This is a genomic window from Mycobacterium sp. 1245111.1, assembly GCF_001673405.1.
Lineage (GTDB): Bacteria > Actinomycetota > Actinomycetes > Mycobacteriales > Mycobacteriaceae > Mycobacterium.
This window is the reverse complement of record NZ_LZLV01000114.1, coordinates 1-16,519: the sequence shown is the minus strand read 5'-3', so window position 1 is coordinate 16,519 and position 16,519 is coordinate 1. Positions and strand designations below refer to the sequence as shown.

Annotated in this window: 13 protein-coding genes and 1 pseudogene; 13 read left to right on the top strand and 1 reads right to left on the bottom strand. The window is 66.6% G+C overall.

Features of this window, described 5'->3' with window-relative positions:
* Positions 1-823: 823 nt before the first annotated feature.
* From A5658_RS18695 to A5658_RS18650, 10 genes are all read left to right on the top strand, one after another.
* Positions 824-1,516, top strand: coding sequence for a DUF1275 family protein (locus A5658_RS18695; protein WP_067338660.1), 693 nt, complete (start codon positions 824-826; stop codon positions 1,514-1,516).
* A 270-nt stretch (positions 1,517-1,786) separates the two neighbouring features.
* Positions 1,787-1,999: a heavy-metal-associated domain-containing protein gene (locus A5658_RS18690; RefSeq protein ID WP_156751541.1), complete on the top strand. Its 213-nt coding sequence runs from the start codon at positions 1,787-1,789 to the stop codon at positions 1,997-1,999.
* The gene (locus tag A5658_RS18685) at positions 1,996-2,916 is read left to right on the top strand and encodes a heavy metal-binding domain-containing protein (RefSeq protein ID WP_067338654.1); all 921 of its coding nucleotides are present in this window, start codon (positions 1,996-1,998) and stop codon (positions 2,914-2,916) included. Before A5658_RS18690 ends, A5658_RS18685 begins: the two co-directional genes overlap by 4 nt.
* On the top strand, positions 2,913-5,207 hold the full coding sequence (locus tag A5658_RS18680) for a cation-translocating P-type ATPase (RefSeq protein ID WP_067338651.1): 2,295 nt from the start codon (positions 2,913-2,915) through the stop codon (positions 5,205-5,207). Before A5658_RS18685 ends, A5658_RS18680 begins: the two co-directional genes overlap by 4 nt.
* A 65-nt stretch (positions 5,208-5,272) precedes the next feature.
* Positions 5,273-5,770 (top strand): hypothetical protein, encoded by a 498-nt coding sequence (locus tag A5658_RS18675; RefSeq protein ID WP_067338648.1) that lies wholly within the window; start codon positions 5,273-5,275, stop codon positions 5,768-5,770.
* Positions 5,771-5,947: 177 nt separating this feature from the next.
* A complete protein-coding gene (locus A5658_RS18670; RefSeq protein ID WP_156751542.1) occupies positions 5,948-7,108 on the top strand; it encodes a PLP-dependent cysteine synthase family protein in 1,161 nt (386 codons plus the stop codon).
* A 95-nt stretch (positions 7,109-7,203) separates the two neighbouring features.
* Positions 7,204-8,220 carry an ornithine cyclodeaminase gene (locus A5658_RS18665; protein ID WP_067338646.1) on the top strand — a complete coding sequence of 339 codons (1,017 nt, stop codon included), beginning with the start codon at positions 7,204-7,206 and terminating at the stop codon, positions 8,218-8,220.
* A complete protein-coding gene (locus A5658_RS18660; RefSeq protein ID WP_067338643.1) occupies positions 8,211-9,572 on the top strand; it encodes a Y4yA family PLP-dependent enzyme in 1,362 nt (453 codons plus the stop codon). The genes A5658_RS18665 and A5658_RS18660 overlap by 10 nt, the downstream gene beginning before the upstream one ends.
* Positions 9,573-9,601: 29 nt before the next feature.
* Positions 9,602-10,984: an MATE family efflux transporter gene (locus A5658_RS18655; RefSeq protein WP_156751540.1), complete on the top strand. Its 1,383-nt coding sequence runs from the start codon at positions 9,602-9,604 to the stop codon at positions 10,982-10,984.
* A 264-nt stretch (positions 10,985-11,248) separates the two neighbouring features.
* A complete protein-coding gene (locus A5658_RS18650) occupies positions 11,249-11,548 on the top strand; it encodes a hypothetical protein (RefSeq protein ID WP_067338637.1) in 300 nt (99 codons plus the stop codon).
* Positions 11,549-11,661: 113 nt separating this feature from the next.
* Here A5658_RS18650 and A5658_RS18645 read toward each other — a convergent pair whose 3' ends face one another.
* Entirely contained in the window at positions 11,662-11,952 is a 291-nt protein-coding gene (locus A5658_RS18645; RefSeq protein WP_067338634.1) for a metal-sensitive transcriptional regulator, read from the bottom strand.
* A gap of 199 nt (positions 11,953-12,151) precedes the next feature.
* Here A5658_RS18645 and A5658_RS18640 point away from each other — a divergent pair.
* The 3 genes and pseudogenes from A5658_RS18640 to A5658_RS18630 form a co-directional block, all read left to right on the top strand.
* Positions 12,152-13,366: pseudogene (locus A5658_RS18640) on the top strand (permease); the annotation flags it as partial.
* 197 nt (positions 13,367-13,563) lie between these two features.
* Entirely contained in the window at positions 13,564-15,000 is a 1,437-nt protein-coding gene (locus A5658_RS18635) for a multicopper oxidase family protein (RefSeq protein ID WP_231997372.1), read from the top strand.
* A 22-nt stretch (positions 15,001-15,022) separates the two neighbouring features.
* A complete protein-coding gene (locus tag A5658_RS18630) occupies positions 15,023-16,381 on the top strand; it encodes a PPE domain-containing protein (protein WP_067338627.1) in 1,359 nt (452 codons plus the stop codon).
* Positions 16,382-16,519: the final 138 nt, after the last annotated feature.

The window sequence follows — 16,519 nt, the reverse complement described above, 5'->3', positions numbered from 1 at the left end:
GAATTCGAAGCAATCATGACCACACCGGCCAGTCAGGCCGCGTGACCGAAACTGTCACCTGATCGTGCAGCAGACCCTCCTTCGTCGCCCTGACACCGTTGGTGAAGAATTTCATTCGTTCAAGCGTGCAACGTGTTGCTGTGACGGGCCGTTGAGATACGTCGAAGAGTCGCAGACAATCTGCTCCTTAGAAAGAACTGTCCGTCAAGAGAGTTGCCCGTCTCTGTTGCAAAGCGCTAATCAGCTTTTACTGCCAGCACTTCGGCACGCGGGCTGCCGCTGTCGCGATCGTTCAGAGGTCTCTACCAGCCATGGCCAATGAAACTTCTTCACCGTCATTGCCGCACTCGGTGCCAGCTGCGATGGCAAACAGCGGTGTCCGCGGTCGGCCTGAACTGCGAACGCGCGTTTGACTCGTCGTATCGAGCTGAACCTAACCCAGCATTCTCGCAATCCGCGGCCTGTCACGTCGCGATGGAACAACGGGCGTAAAGACCATGCACGGGGTGTTATTAAGGTTGCGCTGCGCTGTTGTCGCGCGGGGGGTGTGCGAGCTCCCACGCCTGGTAACCGTCGCGGATCCCGCTATTCACTTCGTCACGCTGGTCAGTAACCCTTGCCGTCGGTGCGCCTTTGCACTTCGAGCTGAGGGTGCTGAATGCGCTTTGGTCGGCCCTGGTTGGCGTTGCCAAAACACACACAGCGATGGCTACCGCGGCAGCGATCACAATCTCGGCGGTAACGCTGGTTCGGGTGGACATTCTCATAGCATGATACTATACCCCCGTATAGTATAGACGAATCCCGGTCAGGTGAGGTGATGATGACGGCTTTGCCGACAGGCGGCAGTTTGGCACCCTCGGTGCCTGTTCTGGGGCTGGTCGGTGCACTGGCCTGGATTGCCGGGTTCGTGAATTCGGTCGCGTTGCTGGTGTGGGCTTTTCCGGTGGGGAACCTGACTGCTTTGACAACTCAGGCCGGTATGCACAGCACGTATCCCGCGCTGTACCAAGGTCGGATGATTGCGGCGATTGTGCTCGCGTTCTTCGCCGGTGCGAGCGTCGCGGGTGCGATGTTAGCGTTTGCGCGATCGTTTGCCGGCTCAGGTCATTCGGTGATACTGCTGGCCGAGGCGGCACTGCTGTCGGCGGCCGCGGTCATTGAGCACCCTATCGTCAGGGCGGCGGTGGCGGCCAGCGCGTGCGGGTTGCAAAACGGAATGTCATCGAATGTGCCCGGGATGCCGATTCGTACGACACATTTCACCGGAACCCTCACCGACCTCGGTCTGTTGCTGGGGCGCCGTGCTCGCAAGAGCACCGATGTAGGGGATAGAGGGAAAGTCGTCGTATTGACGACGACGGTGGTCTTGTTCGTCGCAGGTGCCGCAGCAGGGGTGCTCATCGGAAACCGCGTCGGCGACCATGGACTCGTGCTGGCCGCCGGCGCCTGTGTGACTGTTGCCGCAGCGATCAGCGTGCATGGCCGAATCCGCCGCAGCAAGGCGGTGGGCTGACGGACGCACCTATTGTGCGCAGGAAGCACAGTCCTCGAGCACGGACTGTTGAAGTTTGGGAACGGACGGGTGCATCCCCGCGCGCAGCGGCAGCTTCACAGCGCGATGAGACGCTGGCGGACCTTTCCCTCGTGGGCGCTCGGGCCGCAGTCGAATTTCTGCGTCTCCTGATGGGCGGCTGACTCACAGCGCGACAGCACATACCCCATAGGGGTATGGTGTCCTTGTGGCCAATTAGCTGGACGAGAGTCGGAAGTGCTAGGAGGTGCTGTGGTGGTGAGTGAGTATCGGGTGGACGGCATGACGTGTGGGCATTGTGAGATGTCGGTCCGTGAAGAGGTGGGCCATCTGCGGGGTGTCGCGGCCGTCGACGTTAGCGCTCAGAGCGGGATTCTTCGCGTGACCGGCGACGGCTCGTTCGACGACGCCGAGGTTGTGGCGGCTGTGGGTGCGGCCGGATACACGGCTATACGGGTCGGATGAACACTGCGGGTCGTCTTGCGGCGTTCGGCGCCGCGTTGGTGGTGGCCTTTGGCGGCGGCTATGTCGTGGCAGCTGCTATTGCTCCGGGCAACGTGGTAGCCACCGGTCATGCGCCGTCCGCGGGGCACAGTGATCACGACATGGCTGAAGGTGAGCCGGCCGGTGTGGCGCTGGAACGGGACGGTTACGTGTTGTCGCCGATCTCCGCGCCAGACACCGTTGGCAGCCCGGGCGAGCTGAGTTTCGCTATCGCCGGCCGCGACGGTGCACCGTTTACTGATTTCGGCCTGAGCCATCACAAAGCCCTGCATCTGATTGTGGTGCGCGCCGATGGATCGCAGTTCCGCCATGTTCATCCAACGTTGAATCGCACCAACGGGGTGTGGACGATGCCATGGCAGTGGAACGCCGCGGGTACCTATCGGGTGTTCGCCGATTTTATCTCCGGCGACGGCGACCACGCTACGGCGGTGACGTTGACTCGCGCGGTCGAGGTCGCCGGGGACTTCGTGCCCGTGCCGCCCACGGCTACCCGCACCGTCGATTCAGTGGATGGGTTCACGGTCTCGTTGGACGGCGGATTGGTCGCCGGCATGACAAGCTCTGTGACCGCCACGGTGGTGCGCGACGGCGCACCGGTGGTCACGCTCGAGCCGTATCTGGGCGCCTTCGGTCATCTGGTCGCGCTGCGCGACGGCGACTTGGCCTTTGAGCACATGCACCCCCACGGGGACGAGCCCGCAGCGGGTCAGAAAGGCGGCCCGACAGTCGCATTCATGGCTGAGGTGCCCACGGCAGGCCGATACCTGCTTTACCTGGACTTTCAAGTCGCAGGCCAGGTCCACACCGCACACTTCGTCGTCGATGCCACTCGCCCCCCTGAGCACGTCCATCCGGCTCCGGGCCTACCGCGATGACAGCAGCTAACAGCGCCCCGACCCCCGTGGCGGTGGACCGCCGCGTGAGCTGGGAGTTCGAGATCGCCGGGATGACGTGCGCCTCGTGCGCCAACCGGGTGGAACGGGTGTTGAACAAACTCGACGGGGTGGCGGCGACCGTGAATTACGCCACCGAGAAGGCCGCGGTGCGGGCGCCGGCGGGCTATGACTCGGCGCGGCTGATCGCCGAAGTGGAAAAGGCGGGCTACCGCGCCGCGCTGCGGGTTGCCTCGGCCGCCGAATCCGCGCCGGCAGATCACGATCAGGCCACCGACGCGGAGCTGACCTCGTTGCGGAACCGCACGGTGGGTGCAGCGGTGCTGTCGATACCGGTCATCGTGTTGGCGATGGTGTCGGCCCTGCAGTTCGCCTACTGGCAGTGGGCGTCGCTGACGCTGGCCGCCCCGGTCATCGTGTGGGCGGCGTGGCCGTTTCACGCCGCGGCGTGGACCAATCTGCGTCACGGCGCAGCGACGATGGACACGTTGATCTCGGTGGGCACGCTCAGCGCGTTCGGCTGGTCGTTGTATGCGCTGTTTCTCGGGACCGCGGGCACGCCCGGGATGCGGCACTCTTTTGAGGCGTCGTTGCGTCCTTCCGATGGCGCGTCCCACATCTACCTCGAAGTCGCTGCGGGCGTGACGCTGTTCGTGCTGGCTGGCCGCTACTTTGAGAAACGCTCCAAGCGTCGGGCTGGATCGGCCCTGCGCGCCTTGCTCGATATGGGAGCTAAGGATGTTTCGGTCCTACGTGACGGTGTCGAAAGCAAGATCGCCATCGAGGCGCTGGCGGTGGGTGAGATGTTCGTCGTGCGCCCGGGTGAGAAAGTCGCCACCGACGGCGTCGTCGTCTCTGGTACGTCGGCGGTGGACGCGTCCACGTTGACTGGTGAGTCGATGCCGGTTGAGGTGCGCCCAGGCGATGCCGTCACCGGCGCCACCGTCAACGTCGGTGGACAGCTGGTGGTGCGGGCCAGTCGGGTCGGCGCCGACACCCAGCTGGCGCAGATGGCCAGAATGGTCGAGGCTGCGCAGACCGGCAAGGCGGAGGTCCAGCGGCTGGCCGACAGAATTTCGGGTGTGTTCGTGCCGATCGTGATCACGATCGCCGCCGCGACTCTGGGGGCGTGGCTGGGCTCAGGGGCGGCGGTGTCGGCGGCGTTTAGCGCCGCGGTCGCCGTCATGGTCATCGCCTGCCCGTGCGCACTCGGATTAGCCACCCCGACCGCGTTGCTGGTGGGCACTGGGCGGGGCGCGCAGATGGGCGTCCTGATCAAGGGACCTGAGGTGCTGGAGTCGACCCGTTCGGTGGACACCGTGGTCCTGGACAAAACCGGGACGGTCACGACGGGAACCATGACGTTGTCGCAGGTGATCACCGAGCCCGGCACCGGTCGCGAGGACGTGCTGCGCCTGGCCGGTGCGGTGGAGAACGCCTCGCAGCATCCAATAGCTCAGGCAGTTGCGAGGGCGGCCGCTGGGCACCTCGGTTCGCTACCCCTGCCGGAGCAATTCGCGAGCATCGACGGCCACGGTGTGCACGGCGTCGTCGAGGGGCACAGCGTCCTTGTGGGCCAGCCGTCGCTGCTGGCGGCGCGGTCTCACCACCTCAGCGATCACCTCACCCGGGCCAAGATTCATGCGGAGAGCCAGGGTAAGACGGCGGTCGCCGTCGGCTGGGATGGGCAGGCCCGCGCTGTCTTGGTGGTCGCCGATGAGGTCAAAGCGACCAGCGCCGCAGCGATTTCCCAGCTGCGTCACCTTGGGCTCACACCCATATTGCTCACCGGTGACAACACCGTCGTCGCCCGCCAGATCGCGGCGCAGGTCGGCATCGATGAGGTGATCGCCGAGGTCTTGCCACAGGACAAGGTCGAGGTGGTGGCCGGGTTGCAGGCGGCCGGTAAGACCGTGGCGATGATTGGCGATGGCGTCAACGACGCCCCAGCGCTGGCGCACGCCGACCTCGGGTTGGCGATCGGCACCGGCACCGACGCCGCGATCGAGGCCGCCGACATCACCCTGGTACGCGGAGACCTGTGCGGCGCCGTCGACGCGATCCGGCTGTCCCGCAAGACTTTAACGACGATCCGGGCCAACCTGTTCTGGGCGTTCGCCTACAACGCGGCAGCGATTCCCGCCGCCGCTCTGGGCATGCTCAACCCCATGCTCGCCGGGGCCGCGATGGCACTGTCGAGTGCATGTGTGGTCGCCAACAGCCTGCGGCTGCGCCGATTCCAGAGCACGGCGCCCAGCGCTACAACGACATGAATCCGGTACCGTCGCGTGACCGCCACACCTCGCCCCATACCGGTATGGGGTATAGAGTGACGGCTGTGGGTAGCTCAGCGATCCTGGATCGCCGCGCCGTGCAGATGCACCGCGGCGCGGCGACGGGTGTCGCGCGGGCCCGCACCCCGCGGTCGCTGATCGCCGGGATCGCTGTCGCGGCGATGGTGTTCGCGATCATCGGCATCGGCGCCCACCATTGCGGCCACGGCGAGCACGGCGAGCATCACTATGGGCACGGCCTCGCGCATGCCGGGCTGGCCACGACCGGACACTCCAGCGCCGTCGGCGGCCGTCACGCCTTCCTGCTGGGTGAGTCGGCGGCTTCGCATCATCCCGAGCAATTGACCAGCGCGATCCGGCCCCACCATCCCGGCACCGGAGCCGGAGCCGGAGCCGGAGTCGGTATCGCGATCACCGTCATCGCCGTGGCCGCCGCCGCCTCGTCGTCGTGGACGTGGGCCGGTCGCGATCCCCCGCGCAGACCTTTGTATGCCATGAGTGGTCGATCTTTGCTGACCAGGTTCTGCCTCGCCCGCCGCTGACTAGTCAGCGCCAGGCCGTTGTGAGCTGTCACGACGGCCAGAGCCCGCTGTTTCTGTCGGCGGTCACGGCTTTGTCGTGGCCACGTGCCCAGCGAGGAATTCATGAACCACGTTCTGCCTATCACCAGCGCGCTCGCGCGGACCCCCCACCGCACCACGCTGCAGCGCGGGCCCGCCATGCCTGCGCAGACGCGCGCCGCGCTGCCCCAGCGCCGGCATGCGCCCGACAAGTACCGCCGGATCGGCGCCATGGTCGGCAACACCCCGGTGCTGTGGGTCTCCGAGCCGTTCGCTTCGGGCCAGCGCGGCTTCTGGGCCAAACTGGAAGGAGCTAACCCCGGGGGAATGAAAGACCGGCCGGCCATGCACATGGTCGAACGCGCGCGATTGCGCGGAGATCTCCTACCGGGGGCGCCGATCATCGAATCCACCAGCGGCACACTGGGATTGGGGCTGGCGCTGGCCGGGATGGCCTACCGCCACCCCGTCACGTTGGTCACCGATCCCGGCCTGGAACCGATCATCCGGCAGATGCTGGCAGCCAACGGCGCCACCGTCGACGTCGTGGACGAACCCCACCCGGTGGGGGGGTGGCAGCAGGCCCGTAAAGACCGCGTCGCTGAGCTGATGACAGCAGCGCCGATGGCATGGAATCCCGACCAGTACAACAACCCCGATAACGTCGACGCCTACCGGCCGTTGGCCGAGGAACTGCTCGAGCAACTCGGCGAGGTCGACGTGCTGGTCTGCTCGGTGGGCACCGGCGGTCACTCGGCCGGCATCGCCCGGGTGCTGCGACGCGCCAATCCTGACCTCAGGCTGATCGGGGTGGACACCGTCGGCTCGACGATCTTCGGTCAGCCCGCCGGCACGCGGCTGATGCGCGGCCTGGGGTCGAGCATCTATCCCCGCAACGTCGACTACGGCGCTTTCAGCGAAGTCCACTGGGTCGCCCCCGCGGAAGCCGTCTGGGCCTGCCGCACGCTGGCGGCCACGCACTACGCCAGCGGCGGCTGGAGTGTGGGAGCGGTGGCGTTGGTCGCGGGGTGGGCGGCACGCACCTATGCGCCCGGCACCACGATCGCCGCGGTGTTCCCCGACGGGCCGCAACGCTACTTCGACACCATCTACAACGACGACTACTGCCGCCAGCACGGCCTGCTCACCGACACGCCACCCGAACCCCCCGAGCAGATCGGCGAGCCCACCGACACCGTCGTGCAACGCTGGACGCGCTGCACCACCGTGGCCGACCCCACGGCGTCGGCTCCCGCGGCGGCGAACGACGGGCCGTCGGCGCCGGGCCGGCACACCCGGTCGCGCCCCCTCTTCGCCTAACCCCCGTGGCCGGCGTGAGCCGGCGAGCGCAAGGCCCGCGACCGCCGCCGGCCATGCACCGACGGTCACGACATCAACAGATTGGACATCAAGAGATGAATCCTGCAGCAAGCCAGCCGGTTCAGCACATAGCCTCCCGTGAAGGGGTGGCGTTGCCGGTGTTGACCCGCAGCGATCTCGCCGACATACCGTTGTGCCCGCGCGATGTCATCGAGGCGGTCCGCGGGGCCTATCTCAGGGTCGCGCAGGGCTCGTCGGTGGCGCCGGCGAAAATCATGATGCGCTCCCCGCACCGCGACTCCGCCGCCTACGCCATGCCCGGCTACGACGGGGGGCTGCAGGTGACGGCGTTCAAGGACTATTACATGCAAAACGATGGCGGGAAAAAGGAATACATCACCATCGTCTTGTACGACGACCGGTCCGGAACGCCGATTGCGTTCATGGACTGCACGCGGGTCACGACGCTGCGGACCGCCGCCAGCACCGCGCTGATCGCCGGCGTGTGCGCCCGTAAGGGGGCGCGCACCGCGATGGTCAGCGGCTCGGGCGCTCAAGCCCGCGAGACATTCCCGTTCCTGCTGGCGGCGCTGCCTGATTTGGAGCGGTTACTGTTGTTCGCCACCCACCCCGACGGGATCGCCTCGGTGGTCGCCTACGTGCGCGAGCAGCACCCCGGCCGCGACATCGAGGTGGTGAGCGAGCCCGAACGGGCCGCGGGTGAATCCGACATCCTGGTGGCGACGTCGGCGGGGCCGGCCACCGCCGTCAAACTGCGGACCAGCTGGCTCAAACCGGGCTCGCTGTTCATCTCGGTGAACGGGACCGGGGTGCATCCCTCGTCGCTGCGCGACGCCGACTACGCGGTGGCGACCAGCGCCGGTCAGCTAGCGGTCACCGGTCGGCGCTTTGGCGGCGACGACGGCGCGTTGACCCTGGATGCCGAGCTGCCGCAGATCCTGGCGGGGACCGCGCCGGGCCGCCGGGAGGAATCCGATCGGGTGTTCGTGTTCAACAGCGGCATGGCGATCACCGACATACCGGTAGCCCATGCGCTGGCCACCCAGGCCATCGCCCGCGGGCTCGGGCAGGAGATCCACTTGTGGAGCTGACCCACCACACGGTGTCCTTGAAGGCCTTTGAGCCGCAGTGGTGTCGTGGACTGCGAGCCGACCCCCAGTTGTTGGGCGACATCCACCACGCGGTGGGCGGGCCGTTCCACGTGCTCTACCCGCCGCGTTTCGCCCAGAACCTGCGCGCCTTCACCGAGGTGATCGCCGCCGCCGGAATCCCCGGTCAGGTGTATTTCGCCAAGAAAGCCAACAAAGCGCTGTGCTGGCTGCGCGAATGCGCACACGAGGGCGCCGGTGTCGACGTCGCCAGCGTCCCCGAACTCACCGGAGCGCTCGGCCACGGTGTGCGCGGCGCCGATATCGTGGTCACCGGCCCCGCCAAGAGCGATGAACTGTTGTGGTTGGCGGCCCGCCATGACGCGCTGATCGCCGTGGACGCCCTCGACGAGCTCGACCGGGTGATCGCGCTCGGGCGCGGCGGGTTGCCTGCGCGGATCCTGCTGCGGGTGTGCCCGGACGTTAATCCCGACAGCCGATTCGGCTTGTCCTTCGCGGAGCTACACACGGCCGCGAAGATGTGCCGAGCTGAGCAGCCGCGGGTGCTGATGCAGGGGGTGTCGTTTCATCTCAACGGCTACGAGGTCGCGCCGCGAGCCCGGCTGGCCGACCAGCTGATTGATCTTCTGCTCAAATGCCGCACGTTGGGCCTGCCCGCCACATCGCTGTCCATCGGTGGCGGGTTCGCCGTCAGCTACCTCGACGCTACGACTTGGACCCGGTTTCAGCACGAGCACCGCGACACCGATTTCCACACCGGGAAAACCTTCACCCACTTCTACCCCTATCACCAGTCGGTCACCGGGGCCGCCATGCTGGCGGCGATCCTTGCCAGCCCCACCGCGTCGGGGCATAAAACCTTAGGTGACAAGCTCGCCCACACACGGACCACGCTGTTGATCGAACCCGGCCGCGCACTGCTCGACGGAGCCGGTGTGACCGTCTTTCCCGTCCAAGGCTTCAAGCGGCGCGCCGACTACGGCATCACCACCGTCGCCGGACTGAGCATGAGCCTGTCCGAGCAGTGGAAGTCCAGCGAATTCCTGCCCGACCCCGCGCTGTGGCCGGACTACGACGCAAGCACACCCGTGGAGGTCCGCAGTTGCGTGGCCGGCGCCAGCTGTCTGGAATACGACATGATCAGTTGGCGCAAAATCGGTTTCACGCGCGAACCGCGGCCCGGTGATCTGCTGATCTACCCCAACACCGCGGGCTATCAGATGGACAAAAACGAATCGGCCTTCCATGATGTGCCGCTACCGCCGAAGATTGTGCTCACCGACGCCGCCGGCCGGTTTCGGTGGCGCCTCGACCGCACCAGCCCACACCTGTGAGCCGCGGCCGCCGCACAGACCACCGGCGCGTGTCCCAGCTGGCCGGCAGCAGCCGACAACTGATCGCTCTGGCCGCGCCCATCGCCGGTGTCCAGTTCGCCCAGGTCGCGTTGACCACCACCGATATGGCGATCATGGGCCTGATCGGGGTGCAGGCCATCGCCGCGGGCGGTCTGGCGGCGGTGCTGTACAACCTTTTTCGCACCATGTGCGTTGGGGTGGTGACCGCGGTGGGCAACCTCGTCGCCGGCGCGGCCGGTCGCGGCGAAACACGTTCGGCCTCCGATAGCCCCGACGCAGTCGCGGGTGGGGAGATCCGGGCAACGACCCGCTCGGGGTGCCTGCTGGCCACCGTGACCGCCGCCCTGCTGGCCGCGGTGCTGATCGCCGCGAGCTACGTGCTGCCTCTGGTCGGGGTCGACGCAGAGGTGATGGCGCGTGCGCGACCGATGATCATCACCCTTGCTCCTGGCCTGGTACCGATGGTCTGGCTCAACGTGCTCCGCCAATTCAGCGTCGGCATGCGCCGTCCCGGGCCGCTGCTCGCGGTGTCTATCGCCTCGATCGCGTTGAACGCGGCCCTGGATGTCGCGTTCGTCTACGGCCTGTTCGGTGCCCCGAAGCTCGGTTTGGCCGGTGTCGGGCTGGCCACCACGATGGTGCAAATCCTCACCGCCGCCGCGTTTTACATTGTGGTGCGCCGCGACGCGCGGCTGGCGCCGTATCTGTCGGTGAATCTGTGGCACGCTGATCCCGCGATCGTGCGCCAGATCCTGCGCCTGGGCTGGCCGATCTCGGTGACCTACGGCTCTGAGGCCGGCATCACCTCGCTCGCGGCGGTCATCATGGGCGCGTTCGGGCCGGTCGCCCTGGCGGCCCACAATGTGGTGACTCAACTGACCCGTATCGCTTTCCAGGTCAGCATCGGCCTGTCGCACGGGTCGTCGATTCTCGTCAGCCGCGCGATCGGTCGACACGACATCCGCGACGCGCACCGTATCGCCACCGCAGCGATCGTCCTGGGCGCGGTAACCACTGCGCTGCTGGGGCTGATTTATGTGGCCGTACCGAGCTGGGTGTTGCGCCCATTCCTCGGGCCGGCCGACGCCACCACAGTGTCGGTGGCCAAGATTTTCCTGCTCTTCGCCATCCTGCAGCAACTGGTGGATTTCACGCAGAACATCGCCGTGGGTCTGCTGCGCGGAATCGGCAACACCCGCTATGGCCTGCGGGCAACATCCATCGGCTACTGGGCGGTGGGCCTACCGGCCATGCTCCTGTTCGCCTACCCCGCGCACCTCCACGGACCGGGCATCTGGTTGGGGCTCAGCGCCGGCTTCGCCACCACCGCCGTCCTGCTGTGGCGACGCTTCCGCCGCGACCTGGCCGCCGCCGCTGACCACAGCCCCTAAACCTGATCCGCGGCCGTGCGCTGCGATCCTATCGTTGAATCTGCCGATCCCAGCTAGCGACCACGACGCGACCCTTCCCCGGTGCAATTACCGATCCTTAAATCCTAGGAACAGATACCCTACCGGGGTATAGTATTTGGTGTGGAGGCGATGCTCAAAGACGAAGCCCGATCCGCGACGCGGAAGCCTTGTCCGCGCCCACGGTGTACTGCCGCGCCGCATCGACGTCACAACCGCTGATTCATCGACAGAGTGAGGACGATCATGAGGCACACCAGAAAAGCCGCCGCCGGCGGTCTCGTCGCCACCGGCGTCGGCCTGATCACCGTATTCAGCGCCGCTGCGGCTCAGGCGCAACCGGCGCCACCACCACCCGCGGCGCACAGCGTCATCTGCCCGAGCGACCGCGACGTGCACTACCTTCCAGACCCGTTGGACACCAACGCCTACTTCGTCTGCCGGGACGGGATGCAGTCCCAGCACATCGCGTGCCCACCGATCGCCAAACTGGTCTTCACGACACCACCGAGGTGCGCACCACAAAGTAACCACCACATGGCGTGATGTCGGGTGCCGCAGCACAATTGGGTGCGCCTGGCGGGACATGTTGCCGGCGACCGCAGTCTCTGACTGTCGTGGACCCGCCGGAGGGACGGGTCGCCGCACCGGTGTCGTGACTAGGAGCGAACCAGGCGGGCGATCGCTGCTGAGGCCTCGGCGAGTTTCGCCTGCGCGTCCTGCTCGGCGTCGCCAACCGCCTCAGTGAGGCAGTGCCCGAGGTGGTCATCGAGGAGGTTCAGCGCCACCGACCGCAGAGCGCTGCTCACGGCGTTGATCTGGGTGAGGACGTCGATGCAGTACTTATCCTCGTCGATCATTTTCGCGATCCCGCGCACTTGGCCCTCGACACGGTTGAGCCGCGCGGCATAGTTGCTTTTGCCGCCTGTGTAGCCCGGTGCGCTCGCCATGGGCCGATTCTAGCTGACGATACCCCGGCTGGGTATGCGTGAGCGCGCCCCCGAATCCGCTGCTGCGCTGCCCGCGCCATACGCGGTTCGCGCCGGCCAGCGTGCTCACGACCGCGGCGGTCTGCGGCCCGAGTCGCCACCGTGCACAGGTCGCTCCGCCGTTGACTCGATACCCCATGGGGGTATACGTTGGGTCGCGCTGGCGACAGCGAACACGGCGACGGGAAGGGTGATCCTGGTGGGTGCGATCGGGCATGCGTTGGTGCTGGCGGGCGCGATGACATGGGAGATCCTGTGGGCGCTGATCCTGGGTTTCGGGCTGTCGGCGGTGGTGCAGGCCGCGGTGCGGCGTTCGACGATCGTGGCGTTGCTCGGCGATGACCGACCGCGCACCCTCGCGGTCGCCACAGTGCTCGGCGCGGCATCCTCGTCGTGCTCGTACGCCGCGGTCGCGTTGGCCCGATCGCTGTTCCGCAAAGGCGCCAACTTCACCGCTGCCATGGCTTTTGAGATCGGGTCCACCAATCTCGTCGTCGAACTGGGCATCATCATGGCGTTGCTGATGGGCTGGCAGTTCACCGCCGCCGAATTCGCCGGCGGGCCGCTGATGATTGTCGTTCTCGCGGTGCTGTTCCGGCTGTGTGTGCGCTCCCGATTGATCGACGCCGCCGCCAGGCAGGCCGGCCTCGGGCTCGCCGGTTCGATGGAAGGCCACGCCGCGATGGACATGTCGGTCGCGGGCCAGGACACGGTGTGGCGCCGCATCGGTTCCCGGCAAGGTTTCACCGCGATCTCGCATATTTTCGTGATGGAATGGGCTGCGATCGTGCGCGACCTCGTGCTGGGGTTGTTGATCGCCGGCGCCATCGCAGCATGGGTGCCTGAATCCTTCTGGCAGAGCTTCTTTTTCACCCAGCATCCGGTGATCTCGGCGCTGTGGGGGCCGATCGTGGGCCCCTTGGTCGCCATCGCGTCGTTCGTGTGCTCGATCGGCAACGTGCCGCTGGCGGCGGTGCTGTGGAACGGTGGCATCAGCTTCGGCGGGGTCATCGCGTTCGTGTTCGCCGACCTTCTGATCCTGCCGATCTTGAATATTTACCGCAAATACTACGGCGCGAAAATGATGTTCACCCTGCTCGGCACCTTCTACGCCGCGATGGTGGCCGCCGGATATCTAGTCGAACTGCTCTTCGGCGCAACGGGTCTCATCCCGACCCAACGTCATGCCAGCGTGATGGGCGCCGGCATCTCGTGGAACTACACCACCTGGCTCAACATCATCTTCCTGCTGATCGCCGCCGCGCTGGTGGCCCGCTTCATCACCTCCGGCGGAGTGTCGATGCTTCAGATGATGGGCGGCTCACCCGATTCCGCTGACCAGCACCACCATCACGACGGTCCCAACGGTGGGCACCTTCACGGCGGGTGCACACCCGCACCCGATGAGCCGTCGGCAAGCCAACCGGCATGCGGCGATGATGAGACCAGACCGAACACCGATCAACGATGACTCGTCAGCGACCTGTGCCGGTGTCACCGGCGACCGACTCATCATCACCATCATCGGCGTTGAGCCGGCGAGCATTCGTGACCGCCACGATCGCCACGGGGATGACGCTGGCGGGCTGTAACCGGTCCCCCGCCCCGAACGCCGGCCTCGCCGCCGCAATCAACGCAGCCGAGGCCGCACGTCCCCACAGCGGGCGGACGGTCAGCGCAGCGTTGACGCCGCAGCCGGCGACCATCGACCTGGGCGGCCCGACCGTGCGCACGCTGGCCTACGGCGCCGCCGTCCCCGGGCCGGTGATCCGCGCCAATGTCGGCGATGAACTCGCCGTCACGGTCGCCAACCGGCTCGATCACTCGACCTCGGTGCACTGGCACGGGATCACCCTGCGCAACGACATGGACGGCGCCGCGCCGGCCACACCGGACATCGGCGCGGGCCGCGATTTCACCTACCGATTCTCGGTCCCCCATTCCGGCACCTACTGGGCGCATCCCCACACCGGTCTGGACGCCGACTACGGCCTGTACCTGCCGGTGATTGTCGACGACCCGGCCGAACCATCACGCTACGACGCCGAATGGATCGTTGTCGTCGACGACTGGTCCGACGGGATCGCCAGGTCCCCGCGACAGATCTTCAACGACTTGCGCCGCCCACCGCCGGACCCTAACGGCGACATGCCCGGCATGGGTGGGATGCCCGGCCCGCGGGCATCCCGCGCCAGCGCCCTGCTCGGCGGTGATGCCGGCGACGTCAGCTACCCGTTGTATCTGATCAACGGCCGTATCCCAGCTTCGCCGAGCACGTTTGGCGCCAAACCGGGTCAGCGGATCCGGCTGCGGATCATCAACGCCGGAGCCGACACCGCCTTCCGGGTCGCGTTGGCGGGTCACCCAATGACGGTGACCCACACCGACGGCTACCCCGTGCAACCGACCGTCGTCGACGCTGTGCTGGTCGGCATGGGTGAACGCTACGACGCGGTGGTGACCGCCGGCGACGGCGTCTTTCCCTTGGTGGCGCTGGCAGAGGGAAAAAACGCCCTGGCCCGGGCGATCCTGTCCACCGGCGCCGGTGACGCACCCGACCCCGGTTATCAGCCACCCGAACTGCAGGCCCGGGTGGGTACGGTCGATATGTTCACCGCGACCCCGGACGTCGATATTGGACCGGCCAAACCCGACACGCGGCTGTCCGCCAATCTGGGTGGTTCGATGACCGACTACGTCTGGACCATCAACGGTCAGCCCTACCCCCAGAGCCGGCCACTGGCCGTCGGCCAGGGGCAGCGAGTGGCGCTGACATTCGTCAACGACGGCGCCCGGATGTGGCACCCGATGCACCTGCACGGCCACACCTTCCAGGTGATCAAACCCGATGGCAGTCGCGGGGCGCGTAAGGACACCGTCATTGTGCTTCCCAGTCAGAAAGTGACCGTCGAACTGCTCGCCGATAACCCCGGCGTGTGGATGCTGCACTGCCACAACACCTATCATCAGGAGGCCGGCATGATGACCCGCCTCGACTACGCCACCTGACAATCGAGGGCAGCAGTAGCAGATGGATTTCGGGAATTACCCACCGGAGGTTAACTCCGCTCGCCTGTATGCCGGTGCTGGCGCCGGACCGATGCTGGCCGCGAGTCAAGCCTGGGACGCGCTGGCCGGCGGACTTCATGCGATCGCCGACTCGTATCTCTCGGTGGTTTCCGGGTTGACGTCTGGTCCGTGGATGGGTCCGGCGTCGGTGTCGATGGCTGGCGCGGCCGCCCCGTATGTGAGTTGGCTGCGGGCTATCGCCGCCCAGGCCGAAGAGACCGGCGCCCAGGCGAAGTCGGCGGCCGCGGCCTACCAGGCAGCCTTCGTGGCCACGGTTCCGCCGGCGATGGTCGCCGAGAACCGAAGCCTGTTCGCGACGCTCGTCGCGACCAACCTGTTCGGCCGCAACAGCCAAGCCATCGCCGCGAATGAAGCGCAATACTCTCAGATGTGGGCGCAAGATGCCGCGGCCATGTACGGCTACGCGGCGTCCTCGGCCACCGCGACCCAGTTGCCGACTTTCGTTGCGCCACAACACAACACCAATCCGATAGGCGCGGCCGGCCAATCGGCTGCGGTCGACCTTGGCGCCGCCTCCGCCGCGGGCAACGTGCAAAGCACAATTCAGCAGGCTTTCACGGCCGTGCCGTCCGCGCTGCAGGGCGCCGGCGCGGCGCCGGTAGCCGCGGGCGACCCGCTAAAAACCATCAGTAATCTCATCGCCGTGTTCGCCGATCTGCCGGCTGCTATCGCGACATTCACCGCCGACATTCCTCTCGGTAGCCTTGCGACTGTCGCACTCCCCTTCGGCATAGTCGGCGCGCTGAATGGTAGTCATACCGACCGGATCGTCAGTGGGTGGAACGGCGAGCAGCCCTGGCCGGGCAATGCTTCGGCTCCGGTCGAGCCATTCCCCGCAACGTTACTCAACCTGCAGGAGGGGTCCGTGCCGACGAAGCCATCGGCCGATATGGCCGACGCACACCACATCGGCGGGCTGTCGGTTCCGCCGAGTTGGACGATCGCCACACCAGCAGTCAAACCTTCCGCGGTGACACTTCCCGTGCTGCCAGCGGCCGCCGCCGCGGAGTCGATCTCGGGCGCATCGGGAACGACGCTGAGTCAAATGGCGCTGGCGGGAGTGGCCGGCCGTGCGACGGCCGGGTGCGTCGGCATCGGCGGCGTGATGGCCCGGACCAGGGAGTCGCTAGAAGTGTTCGAACGCAAGACAATTGATGATGACGATGCCACTAAGACCACGCCGCGGACGGTGGTCACCGGGGTCGCGGCCGAGCTGCGCGAGTTCACCAAGCTTCGCGACGAAGGGATTCTGACCGACGAGGAATACAGCGAGCAGAAGAACCGCCTGCTGGGTCGCTAAAACGCACACCGGCTTCCGGGGGGTACGCCCGTCAATGAGCCGCGTGACAAGGATAACGGGATTGCGCAGCGGCAACCATCGGCGACGACGCCGGACCGGAATACATTCGGCCGAAGTCGGGATCCGGCTGACATAAAC

Bases quoted from the DNA above. Each gene is read 5' to 3' on its own strand.
- A5658_RS18695 (WP_067338660.1), top strand. From the start codon at position 824: ATGACGGCTTTGCCGACAGGCGGCAGTTTGGCACCCTCGGTGCCTGTT.
- A5658_RS18685 (WP_067338654.1), top strand. From the start codon at position 1,996: ATGAACACTGCGGGTCGTCTTGCGGCGTTCGGCGCCGCGTTGGTGGTG.
- A5658_RS18680 (WP_067338651.1), top strand. From the start codon at position 2,913: ATGACAGCAGCTAACAGCGCCCCGACCCCCGTGGCGGTGGACCGCCGC.
- A5658_RS18670 (WP_156751542.1), top strand. From the start codon at position 5,948: ATGCCTGCGCAGACGCGCGCCGCGCTGCCCCAGCGCCGGCATGCGCCC.
- A5658_RS18665 (WP_067338646.1), top strand. From the start codon at position 7,204: ATGAATCCTGCAGCAAGCCAGCCGGTTCAGCACATAGCCTCCCGTGAA.
- A5658_RS18650 (WP_067338637.1), top strand. From the start codon at position 11,249: ATGAGGCACACCAGAAAAGCCGCCGCCGGCGGTCTCGTCGCCACCGGC.
- A5658_RS18645 (WP_067338634.1), bottom strand. From the start codon at position 11,952: ATGGCGAGCGCACCGGGCTACACAGGCGGCAAAAGCAACTATGCCGCG.
- A5658_RS18635 (WP_231997372.1), top strand. From the start codon at position 13,564: ATGACGCTGGCGGGCTGTAACCGGTCCCCCGCCCCGAACGCCGGCCTC.
- A5658_RS18630 (WP_067338627.1), top strand. From the start codon at position 15,023: ATGGATTTCGGGAATTACCCACCGGAGGTTAACTCCGCTCGCCTGTAT.